Below are 13,642 nucleotides of genomic sequence, written 5' to 3' on the forward strand. Positions count from 1 at the left end.
TCGCCATGAGCTTTTCAGCCACCGAGGCCGCGTTCGAGGGCTTTCGCATCGTGCGGCGGAACCCGCTGGCGATCCTGTTCTGGGGTCTGGCATACGTGATCTTCTTCGTCGCCTTCTTCGCGCTTGTAGGCGGGCAGATGGCCACGATCATCGCCCAGGCCGAGGCGCTGCAGGGCGGAGAGCCCGATATCGCCGACCTGCAGGCGCTGGGCGCCAGCTATGCGACCCTGCTGGGTTTCGCCCTGCCGATGGGGCTGATCGTGGGCGCGGTGCTGAGCGCCGGCGTGGCGCGGGGCGTGCTGTTCCCGTCGCAGAAGGCGTTCGGCTATCTGCGGCTTGGCGGCGACGAGCTGCGGGTGATGGCGGTGAACATAATCCTCGGGATCGTGATGGGCGTGGGCTCCTTCGTGGTCTTCATGGTCGTGGCCTTCGCGACCGGCCTGGTGGCGCAGGGCAACCAGGGCGCGGGCGTCCTGACCGGGGTGCTGCTGGGGCTGGGCGCGCTCGTCCTGCTGTGCTGGCTCGCCATCCGGTTGAGTCTGGCGGTGCCGATCACCGTTGCCGAGAAGCGGATCACGCCCTTCGCGTCCTTCGCCGTGACCAGGGGCAAGGTCCTGCCGATCCTCGGCATGGCGGTGATCGCCTTCATCATGTCGATGCTGGTCAGCCTGCTGGGGACCATCATCTCCCTGCCGGTCATGATGATGACCGGCGGCGGGCTGGAGCAGCTGGCGCCCATGGACGGCATGTCGACCGCGCAGATCATTCAGGCAGCGGGGCCGGGGCTGCTGGCCTGGGGCGTGGTTCAGGCGATCTTCTCGGCGTTGCAGTTGGCGGTGATCTACGCGCCGTTCTCGGCGGCTTATCGGGACATCAAGGGGTTGCCGCACGAGGGATGAGCCCTGCCGTCTCCATTGTCATCCCGGAAATCGCGTGATCGATTATCCGGGACGAGAGCGCTGATGACCGAACCTCCCGGAAGACGCGAAGCGGCTGTCCCGGCTCTCCGCTGCGCTTCGGCCGGGATGATAACAAAGCCTCACTCGGAACGTCGATGCCTGCGGCTCAGGCGCTGACCTTCTTGCGCGCCGTCTTCGGCTTCGCCTCCGGCAGAGCCGCGACCCGGGCGCGGCGGCGCTGCTCGTGGCGGTCCAGGACCTCCTTGAGGTACTTGCCGGTCCAGCTGGCCTTGTTCTCCGCGACCTGTTCGGGCGTGCCCACGGCGACGATCTCGCCGCCGCCGTCGCCGCCTTCGGGGCCGAAGTCGATCAGCCAATCGGCGACCTTGATGACATCCAGGTTGTGCTCGATGACGACGATGGTGTTGCCGGTCTCGACCAGTTCCTGGAGCACCTCCAGCAGCTTCCTCGTGTCCTCGAAGTGCAGGCCGGTGGTGGGTTCGTCGAGGATGTAGAGGGTCTTGCCGGTGGCGCGCTTGGACAGCTCCTTGCTGAGCTTGACGCGCTGTGCCTCGCCGCCGGACAGGGTGGTGGCCGACTGGCCGACCTGGACGTAGCCGAGGCCGACGCGCTCCAGCGTCTTCATCTTGTCGCGGATGGAGGGCACGGCCGAGAAGAAGCGCGCGGCCTCCTCCACCGTCATGTCCAGCACGTCGGAGATCGACTTGCCCTTGAACACGATCTCCAGCGTCTCGCGGTTGTAGCGCTTGCCCTTGCAGACGTCGCAAGTGACGTAGACGTCGGGCAGGAAGTGCATCTCGATCTTGATGACGCCGTCGCCCTGGCAGGCCTCGCAGCGCCCGCCCTTCACATTGAACGAGAAGCGGCCGGGGCCGTAGCCGCGCGCCTTGGATTCCGGCAGGCCGGCGTACCAGTCGCGGATGGGGCCAAACGCGCCGGTGTAGGTGGCGGGGTTCGATCGGGGCGTGCGGCCGATGGGCGACTGGTCGATATCGATGACCTTGTCGAAATGCTCCAGCCCCTCGATGCGGTCGAACGGAGCGGGGGCGTCCGACGCGTTGTTCAGGCGACGCGCGGCGGCCTTGTACAGGGTCTCGATCGTGAACGTCGACTTGCCGCCGCCAGACACCCCGGTGATGCAGGTGAACAGGCCGACCGGGATTTCGCCCGTGACGTCCTTGAGGTTGTTGCCGGTGGCGCCGGAGACCTTCAGCATCTTCTTGCGGTTGACAGGGCGGCGGCCGTCCGGTGGCAGTTCGATCTCGCGCTCGCCGGTCAGGTATTTGCCGGTCAGGGAGCGCGGGTTGGCCATGACCTGCTGGGGCGTGCCTTCGGCGCAGATCTCGCCGCCATGGACGCCGGCGGCCGGGCCCATGTCGATGACGTAGTCGGCCGTCAGGATGGCCTCCTCGTCGTGCTCGACCACGAGCACGGTGTTGCCGAGGTCGCGCAGACCGGACAGGGATTCCAGCAGGCGGGTGTTGTCGCGCTGGTGCAGGCCGATGGAGGGCTCGTCCAGCACATAGAGGACGCCGGTCAGGCCCGAGCCAATCTGCGAAGCCAGGCGGATGCGCTGGCTCTCGCCGCCGGACAGGGTGCCCGAACTGCGCGACAGGTTGAGGTAGTCCAGGCCCACGTTGTTCAGGAAGCGCAGGCGGTCGGTGATCTCCTTCAGGATGCGCCGGGCGATCTCCATCTGCTTTTCGGTCAGACTGTCCTCCAGCGTCGAGAACCAGAGGTAGGCCTTGGAGATCGACAGGTTGGAGATATCGGCGATGTCCTCGCCCCCGACCTTGACGGCCAGGGCCTCGGGCTTCAGGCGCTTGCCGCCGCAGGCCTCGCAAGGGGTCTCGGACTGGAAGCGGCCCAGTTCTTCGCGCACCCAGGCGCTGTCGGTCTCGCGCCAGCGACGATCGAGGTTGGGAATGACGCCCTCGAAGGGCTTGGAGACCTCGTACTTCCGGGCGTTGTCGTCATAGACGAACTTGATCTTCTCCGACCCCGTGCCGTGCAGGATGACCTCGTGGGCCTTCTCCGGCAGGTCGCGCCAGGGCTTGTCCATCGAGAAGCCGTAGTGGAGCGCCAGCGCCTGCAGCGTCTGGGTGTAAAGGGGCGACGGACCACGCGACCAGGGGGCGACGGCGCCCTTGTGCAGGGTCTTGTCGCGATCGGGGATGACCAGATCGGCGTCGAACGTCAGCTTCAGCCCCAGGCCGTCGCAGGTCGGGCAGGCGCCGAAGGGGTTGTTGAAGCTGAACAGCCGGGGCTCGATCTCGCTGATGGTGAAGCCGGAGACCGGGCAGGCGAACTTCTCGGAGAAGACGATGCGGCGCGGCTCCTCGCCCTCCGGCGCGGAGGCCCACTCCGCCGTGGCGATGCCGTCGGCGAGGTTGAGCGCGGTCTGCAGGCTGTCGGCGTAGCGGCTCTCCAGCCCCGCCTTGGTGACGAGGCGGTCCACGACGATGTCGATGTCGTGCTTGAACTTCTTGTCGAGCGCCGGCGCATCCTCGATGGCGTAGAACTGGCCGTCGATCTTGAGCCGCTGGAAGCCCAGCCGCTGCCACTCGGCGATCTCCTTCCTGTACTCGCCCTTGCGGCCCCGGACGACGGGGGCGAGCAGCAGGATGCGTTCGCCGTCGGGGAGGGCCGACAGCTTGTCGACCATCTGGCTGATGGTCTGGCTCTCGATCGGCAGGCCGGTGGCGGGCGAATAGGGCACGCCCACCCGCGCCCACAGCAGGCGCATGTAGTCGTGGATCTCGGTGACCGTGCCGACGGTCGAGCGGGGGTTCTTGGACGTCGTCTTCTGTTCGATGGAGATGGCCGGCGACAGGCCCTCGATCAGGTCGACGTCCGGCTTGCCCATCAGCTCCAGGAACTGGCGGGCGTAGGCGCTCAGGGATTCCACATAGCGGCGCTGGCCCTCGGCGTAGATGGTGTCGAAGGCGAGCGAGGATTTGCCCGAGCCCGACAGGCCGGTCATGACCACCAGCTTCTCGCGCGGGATGTCGACGTCCACGCCCTTGAGATTGTGCTCGCGCGCGCCGCGCACGCGGATGAAGTTGTGCTTTTCGGTCATGCTGTCCGGAGAACGCGGAAGGACCGGACGCGGTGTCCGGAGCAACATCGCTATATGGGGATCGAGACTGACGATTCAGCAAGAACAATGTGGGAACATCAAGGCCATGTTGCCACGCTCTGTCAGCAGGGTGGCGAGCTCAGGCCCAGCCGACGACCTCGCCGCGGCGCCGCGCGGGCTCGGGGGGGGCAAGGTTGGTGCGGGGTTCGGCCTCGGCCTTGCCGAACAGCCAGCCCTGGCCGTGGTCGACGCCGAGGTTGAGCAGGATGTCGGCGATGGCCTGGGTCTCGATCATCTCGGCGATGGTCTCGACCTTGAGGTCGGCGCACATGCCGACGAGGTGGGCGATCATGGTCTGACTGCGAGGATCATCGTCCAGGTTCTGGACGAAGCGGCCGTCGATCTTGACCGCATCGACCGAGAGCGCGCGCAGATAGTCGTAGGAGGCGGCACCCGCTCCGAAGTCGTCGATGCAGACCTTGATCCCGGCGGCCCTGAGCGCGCCGAGGCGACGGTTGGCGGCGTCGAGTTCGGCCATGGCGGCGGACTCGGTCACCTCGACCATCAGGCGTTTGCGATCCTCGGGGCGGGAGGCGGTCATGCGCAGCAGGGCCTCGACGTAGCGATCGTCGGCGAGCGAGGCGCCGGAAACATTGACAGCGAACTTCATCAGGCCAGCGCCTGGCCGACGAAGGTGACCCAGAGCCTTTTCGGCGACGGCGAGGTCGAAGCCGTCGATAAGGGCCAGTTCCTCGGCCATGCGAATGGTGTCAGCCGGGCCGCCGGGGCTCTTGAAGCGAGCCAACGCCTCGAAATGATGAACGGCACCGGTGCCGAGCGTGACGATGGGCTGGTAGTGAAGCTCAAAGTCCCGGCTGCGCACGACGGCCCGAAAGGCGTCGGCGTCGCGCAGCGTGCGCGCGAGAGACGACTGGAAGCTCATCTCGGGGTTCTGAAGCCCGCCGTTGGCGAGACACCCTTCAACCGCGAAGCGCAGAGCGCGGAGGGCATTGAGGGGTTCGCCGCCGTGCTCGATCGCGGCCTCCGCGGCGCGAGGCGACAGTTCGATTCCCTCGCTGCGGCCAAGTTCCCGGACCTCACCGATCAGATCGGTCTGGTCGATGCGGTCCTTGATCAGGGCGAATCGTTCGGCACCCAGCCTCCCGGCGCTTGCGCCATCCAGCGAGGCGGACTGGATGGCGGCCTCGACACGGGCGACCAGGCGTTCACCGACCTCACCAGAGGCAGCGGCAGCTTCCAACCCATCGACGTCCACGAAGGTGACCGCCAGCGGGCGAGCGTCGTCGGCGTCGGTCAGGACCCGATGGGCCCGCTCCAGAAAAGCCACCGGTGTCAGAACGGGCGCCGAGCCGATGCTGGTCAGGCGATAAGCCGCCCCTTCATAATGGATGGCGCAGGAGATGTTTGGGGCGAGATCCGGCAACTGGAATAGCCGCGCGGTCGCGCGACGCACACGGTGCTCGCCGCAGAGAATGTGCACTTCCAGCGGCGTTGTCCGGCGACCGGGGGAAAGGTCAGCAAGGGCATTGCGCAGCGCCTCTGCTGACCCGGCGTTCAGCAGGTCGGGCAGGCCATGGCCCATGATCGCTTCGCTGGGCAGATCGGCGTGCGGACCCGAGCCCAGAGCGAAGACCACGGTGCCCTGCTCGTTCAGTTCGATGAGCAGGTCGGCCGAGGCAAAAGCGAGGCCGAGCAGACGGGTGCGCGTAAGCATGGGTCTACCCTGCCACCGAACTCTTAATCTTCGCCGCAGAGGCGCGGTTAACGCCCGCTATCAGGCGGTGCGATTGAGGGTGACGGCGCGGCTGTCGCCGGCGTAGGCCTGCCCCGAGGCGCCGTAGCCGGTGCCGAGCGCGCGAGCGCTGGCGACCTCCTGGGCGATGGCGCGGACGAGGCCTTCCGAGACGCTGCGGGCGGCCTCGACGGTGCGGGCGTGGATGGCGAGTGCGGCCTCAAACGCCTCGGTGGCTCGGATCAGGGCGGTGCGTTCGGCGGAAGGGGCGGAGGCAATCAGGCCGGGGTTGGCCTTCACCTGGGCGGTCTCGCGGCGATAGGCGTTGGCGAGCTCCTGGGTCTCGGCGAGACCAGCGGCGACCTCCTGAGGCCGACGCGAGGCGAAGGCGTCGGTCTCCTTCTCCAGCCGCGCGGTCAGCCGGTCGGTGAGCTCGGTCAGGCGACGCAGATAGGCGGTGGCGGTGGTCGGGTCGGCGGTCATGCGGCGGCTCCGGCGGTCTGTTCGGACTGCATGCGGATCATCTCGGCCATGACGGTGTCGGCCAGGCCGATGCCGCCCGCGCGCACGGTCTGCTGGGCCATGGCGTCGACCAGGAAGCCGCGCCAGGTCGCTTCGGCCTCGCCCCCGCCGAACAGGCCGTTGGTGTCCAGGCCCTCGAACATGGGTTTCAGCATCTGGGACAGGAAGGACGCCTCGAACTGCTCGGCGGTCTCGCGCATGCGCCGCGCCTCGGGGCCGGAGGGAGCCGTCGGCGCGGTCTGGAGCAGGGCGGGAGAGACGGCGAGGTCGTTCATCAGATCACCTCTATGTCGGCTTGGAGCGCGCCCGCCGCCTTGATGGCCTGGAGGATGGAGATCATGTCGCGGGGCGAGACGCCCAGCGCGTTCAGGCCCTCCACCAGCGTCGACAGCGAGGTCGAACCGTTCACCAGCCGGATCTCGCGGCCGAGCTCCTCTTCGACGGTCACGTCGGACTGGGGGACGACGACGGTTTCGCCCTGGCTGAAAGGGGCGGGCTGGCTGACCTGGGGGCTTTCCTGGACCGAGATGGTCAGATTGCCTTGCGCGATCGCGACGGTGGAGATGCGGACGTTCTCGCCCATGACGATGACGCCGTTGACCTCGTCGATGATGACGCGGGCCGGCGTGTCGACGGCGACCGGCATGTTCTCGACGCGGCTGATGAAGGCGGCCATGCCCAGAGCGGGAGGGGGCCGCAGGGTCACGACCGAGCCGTTTTCGGCCAGCGCCGTGGCCGGGAAGGTAGCGTTGATCGCTGCGGCGATGCGCTGGGCCGTGGTGAAGTCCGGATTGCGCAGCGTCAGACGGATTTCCGGCATGCTGTCGAGGTTGAAGCCGGTCTCGCGCTCGACCGTGGCGCCCGAGGCGATGCGGCCCGACGTGGGTACGCCGCGCGTCACCGAGGAGCCCGAGCCGCCCGCGCCGGAGACCGCGCCGGTCTGGATGGAGCCCTGGCCGACGGCATAGACCTGGCTGTCGGCGCCTTGCAGGCTCGTGACCAGAAGCGTGCCGCCCAAGAGGCTCTTGGCGTCGCACAGGCTTGAGACCGAGACGTCGATGCGGGCGCCCGGCGTGGCGAAGGGGGGCAGCTCGGCCGTGACCATGACGGCGGCCAGGTTCTTGGAGTTGGCGTTGGTGCCGCGGATGTTGACGCCCAACCGCTCGGTCATGCCCTCCAGCGACTGGCGGGTGAAGGGACAGTTGCGAAGGCTGTCGCCCGTGCCGTTCAGGCCGACGACGAGGCCGTAGCCGACCAACTGGTTGGAGCGGACACCCTCGATGGAGGCGATGTCCTTGATGCGGGACTGGGCCATCGCCGGACCTGCGAGAACCAGCGATGCGGCCAGCGGGGCGAGCAGGGCGGTGAGCAACTTCTGCATGGACGGTCTTTCGACAACGCGTTCTCTGGGCGTGATGCAGGAGACGTGCCGGATGAAATCACTAGGAATGACAACGCATTGGGATGCGGAAGTCTCGGCGTGTGGGCAAATCCTGCCGGGGCGTTAACCAAACGGTGACGGTCACGCGTGGATGGTGCGGTCATGCCTCGGAGCGCCCCGCGATGAAGATTACCGGCCCTTACGGTCCCGGTCCGGCCGCTCCCGGTCGTCCGGCGCGGACGACGACGGGCGGGTTCGCCGTGTCCCAGGGGAGTGGGGCGGGTTCGGCCGCGCCAGCCCAGGCGGCATCGACAACGTCGGGCCTTTCCGATGTCTCCGCCCTGATGGCGCTCCAGGGCGTCGAGAGCCCGACCGAGCGGCGCCGGCGGGCGGTGCGTCGGGGTGGCGGGTTGCTCGACCGGCTCGACGAACTCAAGCTGGCCCTGCTGGCGGGCGAGAGCGGGGAGGCGTCGCTGGAGCGGTTGTCGCGGTCGCTGCGCGAGGAACGGCCGGAAGATCCCGATCCGGCCCTGACCGGTTTGCTGGATCAGATCGACCTCCGCGCCGCCGTCGAGCTGGCCAAGGCCGAGGTTCGCCGCAACGCAGCATAAGCGCCGGGTTTTCCGGAACTATCCCCGGATCGACGCGCCGGGTGATGAAGAAATGTCACGCCGACGACCCAACCAAAGCGTCGCCGTGATCACGGAAACGAGAACCGTGTTGCCGGGAATCTCGGACATGCCTATACGCCGCCTAACGCCACGGGGGGCGTTGTTCTTAAGTGTGAGTGCGACGACCGCTTTAGCTTCGGTCCCATCGGACGAACCGGGTGGCTACCGGCCCACCGAGGACGAGCCGTTCATGAGCGAACGGCAGCTGGCCTACTTCAAATCCAAGCTGCTGGCGTGGAAGGACGAGATCCTTCGCGAATCCAAGGGCACCGTCGTCAATCTGAAGGCCGAGACCGAGAACCACCCGGACCTTGTGGACCGGGCCTCCTCGGAATCGGACCGGGCGCTGGAACTGCGGACGCGGGACCGGCAGCGCAAGCTGATCTCCAAGATCGACGACGCGCTGCGCCGGATCGAGGACGGATCCTACGGCTACTGTGAGGACACCGGCGAGCCGATCGGCCTGGGTCGTCTGGAAGCCCGCCCGACCGCGACCCTGTCGGTCGAGGCCCAGGAGCGGCACGAGCGCCGCGAGCGCGTGCATCGGGACGATTGAGGCGGAGCGCCTTCGCTGTGCTCGCTGTGTGAACCTCTTGGCTAGATCAGCGCCTCAGGCGGCAATGCCGCCTTCCACTCCTTGAACGAGACGCGCTGAGGCGGCGTGCGGTCACCGCGCGCCAGCTCGACGATGAGCGGGCCGATCTCCGAAGGGTGCGTCAGGGTCTCTGGGTCTTCGCCGGGGAAGGCCTGGGCGCGCATCTGGGTGCGCATGCGTCCCGGATCGAGCACGGCGATGCGGATGGAGGTGTTCTCGATCTCGTCGGCCCAGGACAGCATCATGGCCTCCGCCCCCGCCTTGGTCGCGGCGTAGAGGCCCCAAAAGGCCTTGGGTTCTCGCGCCAGGCTGCTGGTCAGGTGGATGACGCGGGCGGCGTCGGACTGGCGCAGCAGAGGCTCCAGCGAGCGGATCAGCCGGTAGGTGGCGGTGAAGTTGGTCTTCTCGATCTTGGCGAAGCCGCGCGGGTCGATGTGGCTGACCGGCGTCAGGCCCTGCGCGCCCAGCGTAGCGGCGGCGTGGACCCAGATGTCGAGCTTGCCGAAGCGGCCGAAGATGGCCCCGCCAAGCCGGTCGATGCCGCCCCCATCCACGAGGTCGAAGGGCACTAACGTGGCGTGGCGGCCGGTGGCGGCATACACAGCGTCGTCCAGCTCCTCCAGAGCGCCTTGCGTGCGGCCCGTGGCGACGACGTGGGCGCCGGCGAGCGCAAGCGCCAAGGCGCTCTGATAGCCGATGCCGCGCGAGGCGCCGGTCACCAGCGCGATGCGGTCATCGAGGGGGAGGGCGTCGTCGGTCATGGCGCCTGATAGCGCGTGCCGTTCCGCTTCGCCATGCGGTCAGACGTAACCGGGCGCGGACTGCCACAGGCTGAAGGCGACGCCCTGGTCGTCGTGGACGGTGGCCGAGCGGCCCGACGGGCTGTCCGACGGCATGGCGGCCCGGCCGCCGAGCTCGGTCACCTTGGCGCAGACGGCGTCGATGTCGGCGACCTGGAAGTAGAGGTTGGGATGGCCGCCGGTGCGCTCGACCTTGGTGAAGCCGAAGGCCGGACTGGAGCCCGCGACGTGGGCGTAGGTCGACTTCGAGGCCTCGGCGTCAAAGGTCCAGCCGAAGAGCGCGCCGTAGAAGGCTCTCGCCTTGGCGATGTCGAGGGTTTCAAGGGTGAAGTAGCCGAGTTGCGTTTGCATCAGCGGCTTAAGCGCTGACCAGCAGGGAAAGTTGCTTGTTGGTCAGGTCCCGGCCGCCCTCCTCGATCTCGCGGTCGAGCAGGCGGGTGGGGTAGTCGCCGGTGAAGTAGTGGTCGGTGAACTGGGGGCTGGCGGGGTCGCGGCGCTCCTCGCCCATGGCGCGGTATAGGCCCTCGACCGAGAGGAAGCCCAGGCTGTCGACCTCGAGATACTCGCGCATCTCCTCCATCGACTTGTTGGCCGCGATCAGCTGGTCGCGCTCGGGCATGTCGATGCCGTAGAAGTCGGGCCACAGGATCGGGGGGCTGGCCGAGCGCAGGTGGACTTCCTTGGCCCCCGCCGCGCGGACGGCGCGGACCAGCTTCACCGAGGTGGTGCCCCGCACGATGGAGTCGTCGATCAGGACGACGCGCTTGCCCTCGATCACCGAGCGGTTGGGGCTGTGCTTCATGGCCACGCCCTTCTGGCGGGCGCCCTGGCTGGGCTGGATGAAGGTGCGGCCCAGATAGTGGCTGCGGATGATGCCCATCTCGTAGGGAATGCCGCTCTCCTGGGCGTAGCCGAGGGCGGCCGGGACGCCTGAGTCCGGGACAGGCACGACGACGTCGGCCTCGACGGCGTGCTCCTGGGCCAGGCCCTGACCCATGCGCTTCCTGACGCCATAGACCGAGCGGCCGTTCACGACGCTGTCGGGACGGGAGAAGTAGACATACTCGAACAGGCAGGGGCGGGCGGCGCGGGCCGGGAAGGGCTTGATCGAGCGGACGCCCTCGTGGTCGATCACCACGACCTCGCCGTGCTCGACGTCGCGCACGAAGGTGGCGCCGATGGTGTCGAGCGCGCAGGTCTCGGACGCGAAGATCCAGGCGTCGCCGAGCTGGCCCAGCACCAGCGGCCGGATGCCCAGCGGGTCGCGCGCGCCGATCATCTTGGTGCGGGTCTGGGCGACCAGGGCGTAGCCGCCTTCGATGCGGGCCAGCGCATCGATGAAGCGGTCGACGATCTTCGCCTTCCGGCTGCGGGCGATCAGGTGGAGGATGACCTCGCTATCCGAGGTCGACTGGAAGATCGAGCCCTCGCCGACCAGCTGGTTCCGCAGGAAGTGGAAGTTGGTCAGGTTGCCGTTGTGGGCGATGGCGATGCCGCCCTGGTCAAGGTCGGCGAACATCGGCTGGATGTTGCGCAGGAACGACCCACCGGCGGTGGAGTAGCGGGTGTGGCCCACGGCCGCCGGTCCGGGCATGCGGGTCGGCAGGTCCGAGCCGCCGAAGGCCTCTCCGACATGGCCCATGTGGCGCTCGGTGTGGAAACGGGCCGCCTTCACCGAGGCGATGCCGCAGGCCTCCTGGCCCCTGTGCTGGAGCGCGTGCAGGCCGAGCGCGACGATGGAGGAGGCTTCGTCATTGGGCGCGCCCCAGACGCCGCAGACGCCGCATTCCAGACGCGGTCGATCGTCGTCGGCGTCGCGATGGTGCTCGCGGTGCACGACGGGGGCGGCGATGGCGTGGTCGAGCTTGATCATCGTGGGGGCTCCGATGACAGGCGAGAACTCTATTCGGCGGCGGCAGGCGGCGAGGTAGGCTCGGATGGCTCCGGAGGCAAGGCGGGATCGTTGGAAAAGCCTCTGCGGACGGACGAATCCACCACGGGGCTGATGGCGTCGGCGCCCCGGCCGATGCCGGGCAGGATGATCTGGATGGCGCGGGCGGCTCCGGCGCTGATGGGCCGAAGCGCGGCTTCCGACAGCCAGTTTGGCGTGCGCTCTCCCGGCAGGGCGGCGACGATGACGAGGTGGATCGCCCCCAGCAGCACCAGGGCGCGACCCGTACCGACCAGGATGCCGAGGAAGCGGTCGACGCCGCCCAGCGTCGGATGGGCCTGGGCCTTCTTGGACAGGATCGAGCCGAAGATGCGGATGCCGAAATAGATCAGCAGGAACGATCCGATCGCGGCGAAGATGGAGCCCGCCCAGTCCGGATCGATCAGGGCGCGACCCAAGGGCGCGGTTAGGGGCAGGGCGACCAGGGCGATGAAGGCCGCCAGCACGAAGCTGAGCAGGGTGATGATTTCGCGCGTGCCGCCGCGCACCCAGCCGGCCGCGGCCGAGGCGAGGATCACGAGCAAGGCGAAGGCGTCGAACCCGGTCATGCGTCAGCGGCTGCGGCCATGCCGTCCTAATAGCTGTTCTGCGAGATTCGTTCGACGGCCTCGGTCAGGCGGCTGACAGGCGTGACCGAAACGCCACCGCCCTTGACGGTGAGAGGCGGGGACAGGGCCTGGTCGAAGCCGAGCTTCTGGGCCTCGCGCAGGCGGGCCTCGGCGCGGCCGACGGCGCGGACCTCTCCGGACAGGCTGATCTCGCCGAAGACGATGCAGCCCTGGGGCAGGGGGGTGTCGGTTACGGAGGAGATGAGGGCGGCGGCGGCGGCGAGGTCGGCAGCGGGTTCGTTGATGCGCAGGCCGCCGGCGACGTTCAGATAAACGTCCTGATTGCCGAAGCCGACGCCGCAGCGCGCCTCCAGCACCGCCAGCACCATGGCCAGGCGCCCCGTGTCCCAGCCGATGACGGCGCGGCGCGGCGTGCCGTAGGCGGAGGGGGCGACCAGGGCCTGGACCTCGACCAGCACGGGGCGGCTGCCCTCGATGCCGGCGAAGACGGCGGAGCCCGGGGCGCGTTCCTTGGATTCGCCTAGGAACAGGGCCGAGGGGTTGGAGACCTCGGACAGGCCGGCGTCGCCCATCTCGAAGACGCCGATCTCGTCGGTGGCGCCGAAGCGGTTCTTGCCGGCGCGCAGAATGCGGAACGGATAGCCGCGCTCGCCCTCGAAGCTGAGCACCGCGTCGACCATGTGCTCGACGACGCGAGGACCGGCGACCTGGCCGTCCTTGGTGACATGGCCGACTAGGACCAGGGCGGGCCCGCCCGCCTTGGCCAGGCGGACCAGTTCGCCGGCGCAGGCGCGGACCTGGGTGACCGAGCCGGGCCCCGCCTCATGGGCCTCGGACCACAGGGTCTGGATGGAATCGACGATGACGATGTCGAACTTTTCGCGCTTCAGCGTGCCGAGGATTTCGCGCAGCGCCGTGGCGCTGGCCAGTTCCACGGGCGCGGAAGACAGGCCCATGCGCTTGGCCCGGCTGCGGATCTGTTCGATCGCCTCTTCGCCGGAGATATAGGCGACCCGTTTGCCCGCCAGCGCCGCGCGACCGGCGACGTCGAGCAGCAGTGTGGACTTGCCCACCCCGGGGTCGCCCGACAGCAGGATGGCGGAGCCCGGCACCACGCCGCCGCCGCAGACGCGGTCGAACTCGGCCACGCCGGTGATGATGCGCGGCGGTTCGGGCGTCTCGGATTGAAGGGACTCGAACGCCAGACCCCGGCTGCGGGCCGTGGCGGCGGGTTTGAGCGCGCCGGGCGGGGCCGAGCGGCTCTCCTCGACGATGGTGTTCCACTGGCCGCAGGCCCCGCATTGGCCGGACCACTTGCCGTGGACCGCTCCGCAGGACTGACAGACATAGATCGCGCCGTCTCGAGCCATGCGGCGGGGATACAGGAGTCGGAACGGCTGG

13 protein-coding genes are annotated in these 13,642 nt (G+C 68.4%); 3 read left to right on the top strand and 10 right to left on the bottom strand.

Annotation, left to right across the window (positions count from 1 at the left end; translation table 11 throughout):
- Nucleotides 1–5 precede the first annotated feature (5 nt).
- Nucleotides 6–899, top strand: coding sequence for a hypothetical protein (locus tag Q333_RS0103490; protein ID WP_029415360.1), 894 nt, complete (start codon nt 6–8; stop codon nt 897–899).
- Between the two features lie 166 nt (nt 900–1,065).
- Here Q333_RS0103490 and uvrA read toward each other — a convergent pair whose 3' ends face one another.
- From uvrA to Q333_RS0103515, 5 genes are all read right to left on the bottom strand, one after another.
- Nucleotides 1,066–3,999 carry an excinuclease ABC subunit UvrA gene (uvrA, locus tag Q333_RS0103495; protein ID WP_029415361.1) on the bottom strand — a complete coding sequence of 978 codons (2,934 nt, stop codon included), beginning with the start codon at nt 3,997–3,999 and terminating at the stop codon, nt 1,066–1,068.
- A 139-nt stretch (nt 4,000–4,138) separates the two neighbouring features.
- Nucleotides 4,139–5,734, bottom strand: coding sequence for an EAL domain-containing protein (locus tag Q333_RS0103500; RefSeq protein WP_029415362.1), 1,596 nt, complete (start codon nt 5,732–5,734; stop codon nt 4,139–4,141).
- A 60-nt stretch (nt 5,735–5,794) separates the two neighbouring features.
- Nucleotides 5,795–6,235 carry a hypothetical protein gene (locus Q333_RS0103505; RefSeq protein WP_029415363.1) on the bottom strand — a complete coding sequence of 147 codons (441 nt, stop codon included), beginning with the start codon at nt 6,233–6,235 and terminating at the stop codon, nt 5,795–5,797.
- Nucleotides 6,232–6,549: a rod-binding protein gene (locus Q333_RS0103510; RefSeq protein WP_029415364.1), complete on the bottom strand. Its 318-nt coding sequence runs from the start codon at nt 6,547–6,549 to the stop codon at nt 6,232–6,234. The genes Q333_RS0103505 and Q333_RS0103510 overlap by 4 nt, the downstream gene beginning before the upstream one ends.
- Nucleotides 6,549–7,655 (bottom strand): flagellar basal body P-ring protein FlgI, encoded by a 1,107-nt coding sequence (locus Q333_RS0103515; protein ID WP_029415365.1) that lies wholly within the window; start codon nt 7,653–7,655, stop codon nt 6,549–6,551. The genes Q333_RS0103510 and Q333_RS0103515 overlap by 1 nt, the downstream gene beginning before the upstream one ends.
- 182 nt (nt 7,656–7,837) lie before the next feature.
- Between Q333_RS0103515 and Q333_RS0103520 the strand changes: the two genes are divergently transcribed.
- Together Q333_RS0103520 and dksA are read left to right on the top strand one after the other, a co-directional pair.
- Nucleotides 7,838–8,266, top strand: coding sequence for a flagellar assembly protein FliX (locus Q333_RS0103520; protein WP_029415366.1), 429 nt, complete (start codon nt 7,838–7,840; stop codon nt 8,264–8,266).
- A 250-nt stretch (nt 8,267–8,516) separates the two neighbouring features.
- Nucleotides 8,517–8,882, top strand: a complete 366-nt coding sequence (gene dksA / locus Q333_RS0103525; RefSeq protein WP_245591469.1) for an RNA polymerase-binding protein DksA — start codon at nt 8,517–8,519, stop codon at nt 8,880–8,882.
- 41 nt (nt 8,883–8,923) lie between these two features.
- Here the strand turns inward: dksA and Q333_RS0103530 are convergent, their stop codons facing one another.
- From Q333_RS0103530 to radA, 5 genes are read right to left on the bottom strand one after another with little or no spacing between them, the layout of a single operon-like run.
- Nucleotides 8,924–9,682 carry an SDR family NAD(P)-dependent oxidoreductase gene (locus Q333_RS0103530; RefSeq protein WP_029415368.1) on the bottom strand — a complete coding sequence of 253 codons (759 nt, stop codon included), beginning with the start codon at nt 9,680–9,682 and terminating at the stop codon, nt 8,924–8,926.
- A gap of 39 nt (nt 9,683–9,721) precedes the next feature.
- Complete coding sequence (locus Q333_RS0103535) at nt 9,722–10,072, bottom strand: VOC family protein (RefSeq protein ID WP_029415369.1); 351 nt, start codon at nt 10,070–10,072, stop codon at nt 9,722–9,724.
- A gap of 7 nt (nt 10,073–10,079) precedes the next feature.
- Nucleotides 10,080–11,594, bottom strand: a complete 1,515-nt coding sequence (purF, locus tag Q333_RS0103540) for an amidophosphoribosyltransferase (RefSeq protein ID WP_051651094.1) — start codon at nt 11,592–11,594, stop codon at nt 10,080–10,082.
- Nucleotides 11,595–11,623: 29 nt separating this feature from the next.
- A complete protein-coding gene (locus tag Q333_RS0103545) occupies nt 11,624–12,220 on the bottom strand; it encodes a CvpA family protein (protein WP_029415371.1) in 597 nt (198 codons plus the stop codon).
- 26 nt (nt 12,221–12,246) lie between these two features.
- Nucleotides 12,247–13,611 (bottom strand): DNA repair protein RadA, encoded by a 1,365-nt coding sequence (radA, locus tag Q333_RS0103550; protein WP_029415372.1) that lies wholly within the window; start codon nt 13,609–13,611, stop codon nt 12,247–12,249.
- Nucleotides 13,612–13,642 lie beyond the last annotated feature (31 nt).

Origin of the sequence: Brevundimonas bacteroides DSM 4726 (genome assembly GCF_000701445.1) — a bacterium.
GTDB classification, from domain to species: Bacteria; Pseudomonadota; Alphaproteobacteria; order Caulobacterales; family Caulobacteraceae; genus Brevundimonas; species Brevundimonas bacteroides.

What these genes read in the sequence shown, in the direction of transcription:
- purF (WP_051651094.1), bottom strand. Translation starts at nt 11,594, where the DNA reads ATGATCAAGCTCGACCACGCCATCGCCGCCCCCGTCGTGCACCGCGAG.
- radA (WP_029415372.1), bottom strand. Translation starts at nt 13,611, where the DNA reads ATGGCTCGAGACGGCGCGATCTATGTCTGTCAGTCCTGCGGAGCGGTC.
- Q333_RS0103515 (WP_029415365.1), bottom strand. Translation starts at nt 7,655, where the DNA reads ATGCAGAAGTTGCTCACCGCCCTGCTCGCCCCGCTGGCCGCATCGCTG.
- dksA (WP_245591469.1), top strand. Translation starts at nt 8,517, where the DNA reads ATGAGCGAACGGCAGCTGGCCTACTTCAAATCCAAGCTGCTGGCGTGG.
- Q333_RS0103490 (WP_029415360.1), top strand. Translation starts at nt 6, where the DNA reads ATGAGCTTTTCAGCCACCGAGGCCGCGTTCGAGGGCTTTCGCATCGTG.
- uvrA (WP_029415361.1), bottom strand. Translation starts at nt 3,999, where the DNA reads ATGACCGAAAAGCACAACTTCATCCGCGTGCGCGGCGCGCGCGAGCAC.
- Q333_RS0103530 (WP_029415368.1), bottom strand. Translation starts at nt 9,682, where the DNA reads ATGACCGACGACGCCCTCCCCCTCGATGACCGCATCGCGCTGGTGACC.
- Q333_RS0103535 (WP_029415369.1), bottom strand. Translation starts at nt 10,072, where the DNA reads ATGCAAACGCAACTCGGCTACTTCACCCTTGAAACCCTCGACATCGCC.
- Q333_RS0103505 (WP_029415363.1), bottom strand. Translation starts at nt 6,235, where the DNA reads ATGACCGCCGACCCGACCACCGCCACCGCCTATCTGCGTCGCCTGACC.
- Q333_RS0103500 (WP_029415362.1), bottom strand. Translation starts at nt 5,734, where the DNA reads ATGCTTACGCGCACCCGTCTGCTCGGCCTCGCTTTTGCCTCGGCCGAC.
- Q333_RS0103520 (WP_029415366.1), top strand. Translation starts at nt 7,838, where the DNA reads ATGAAGATTACCGGCCCTTACGGTCCCGGTCCGGCCGCTCCCGGTCGT.
- Q333_RS0103545 (WP_029415371.1), bottom strand. Translation starts at nt 12,220, where the DNA reads ATGACCGGGTTCGACGCCTTCGCCTTGCTCGTGATCCTCGCCTCGGCC.
- Q333_RS0103510 (WP_029415364.1), bottom strand. Translation starts at nt 6,549, where the DNA reads ATGAACGACCTCGCCGTCTCTCCCGCCCTGCTCCAGACCGCGCCGACG.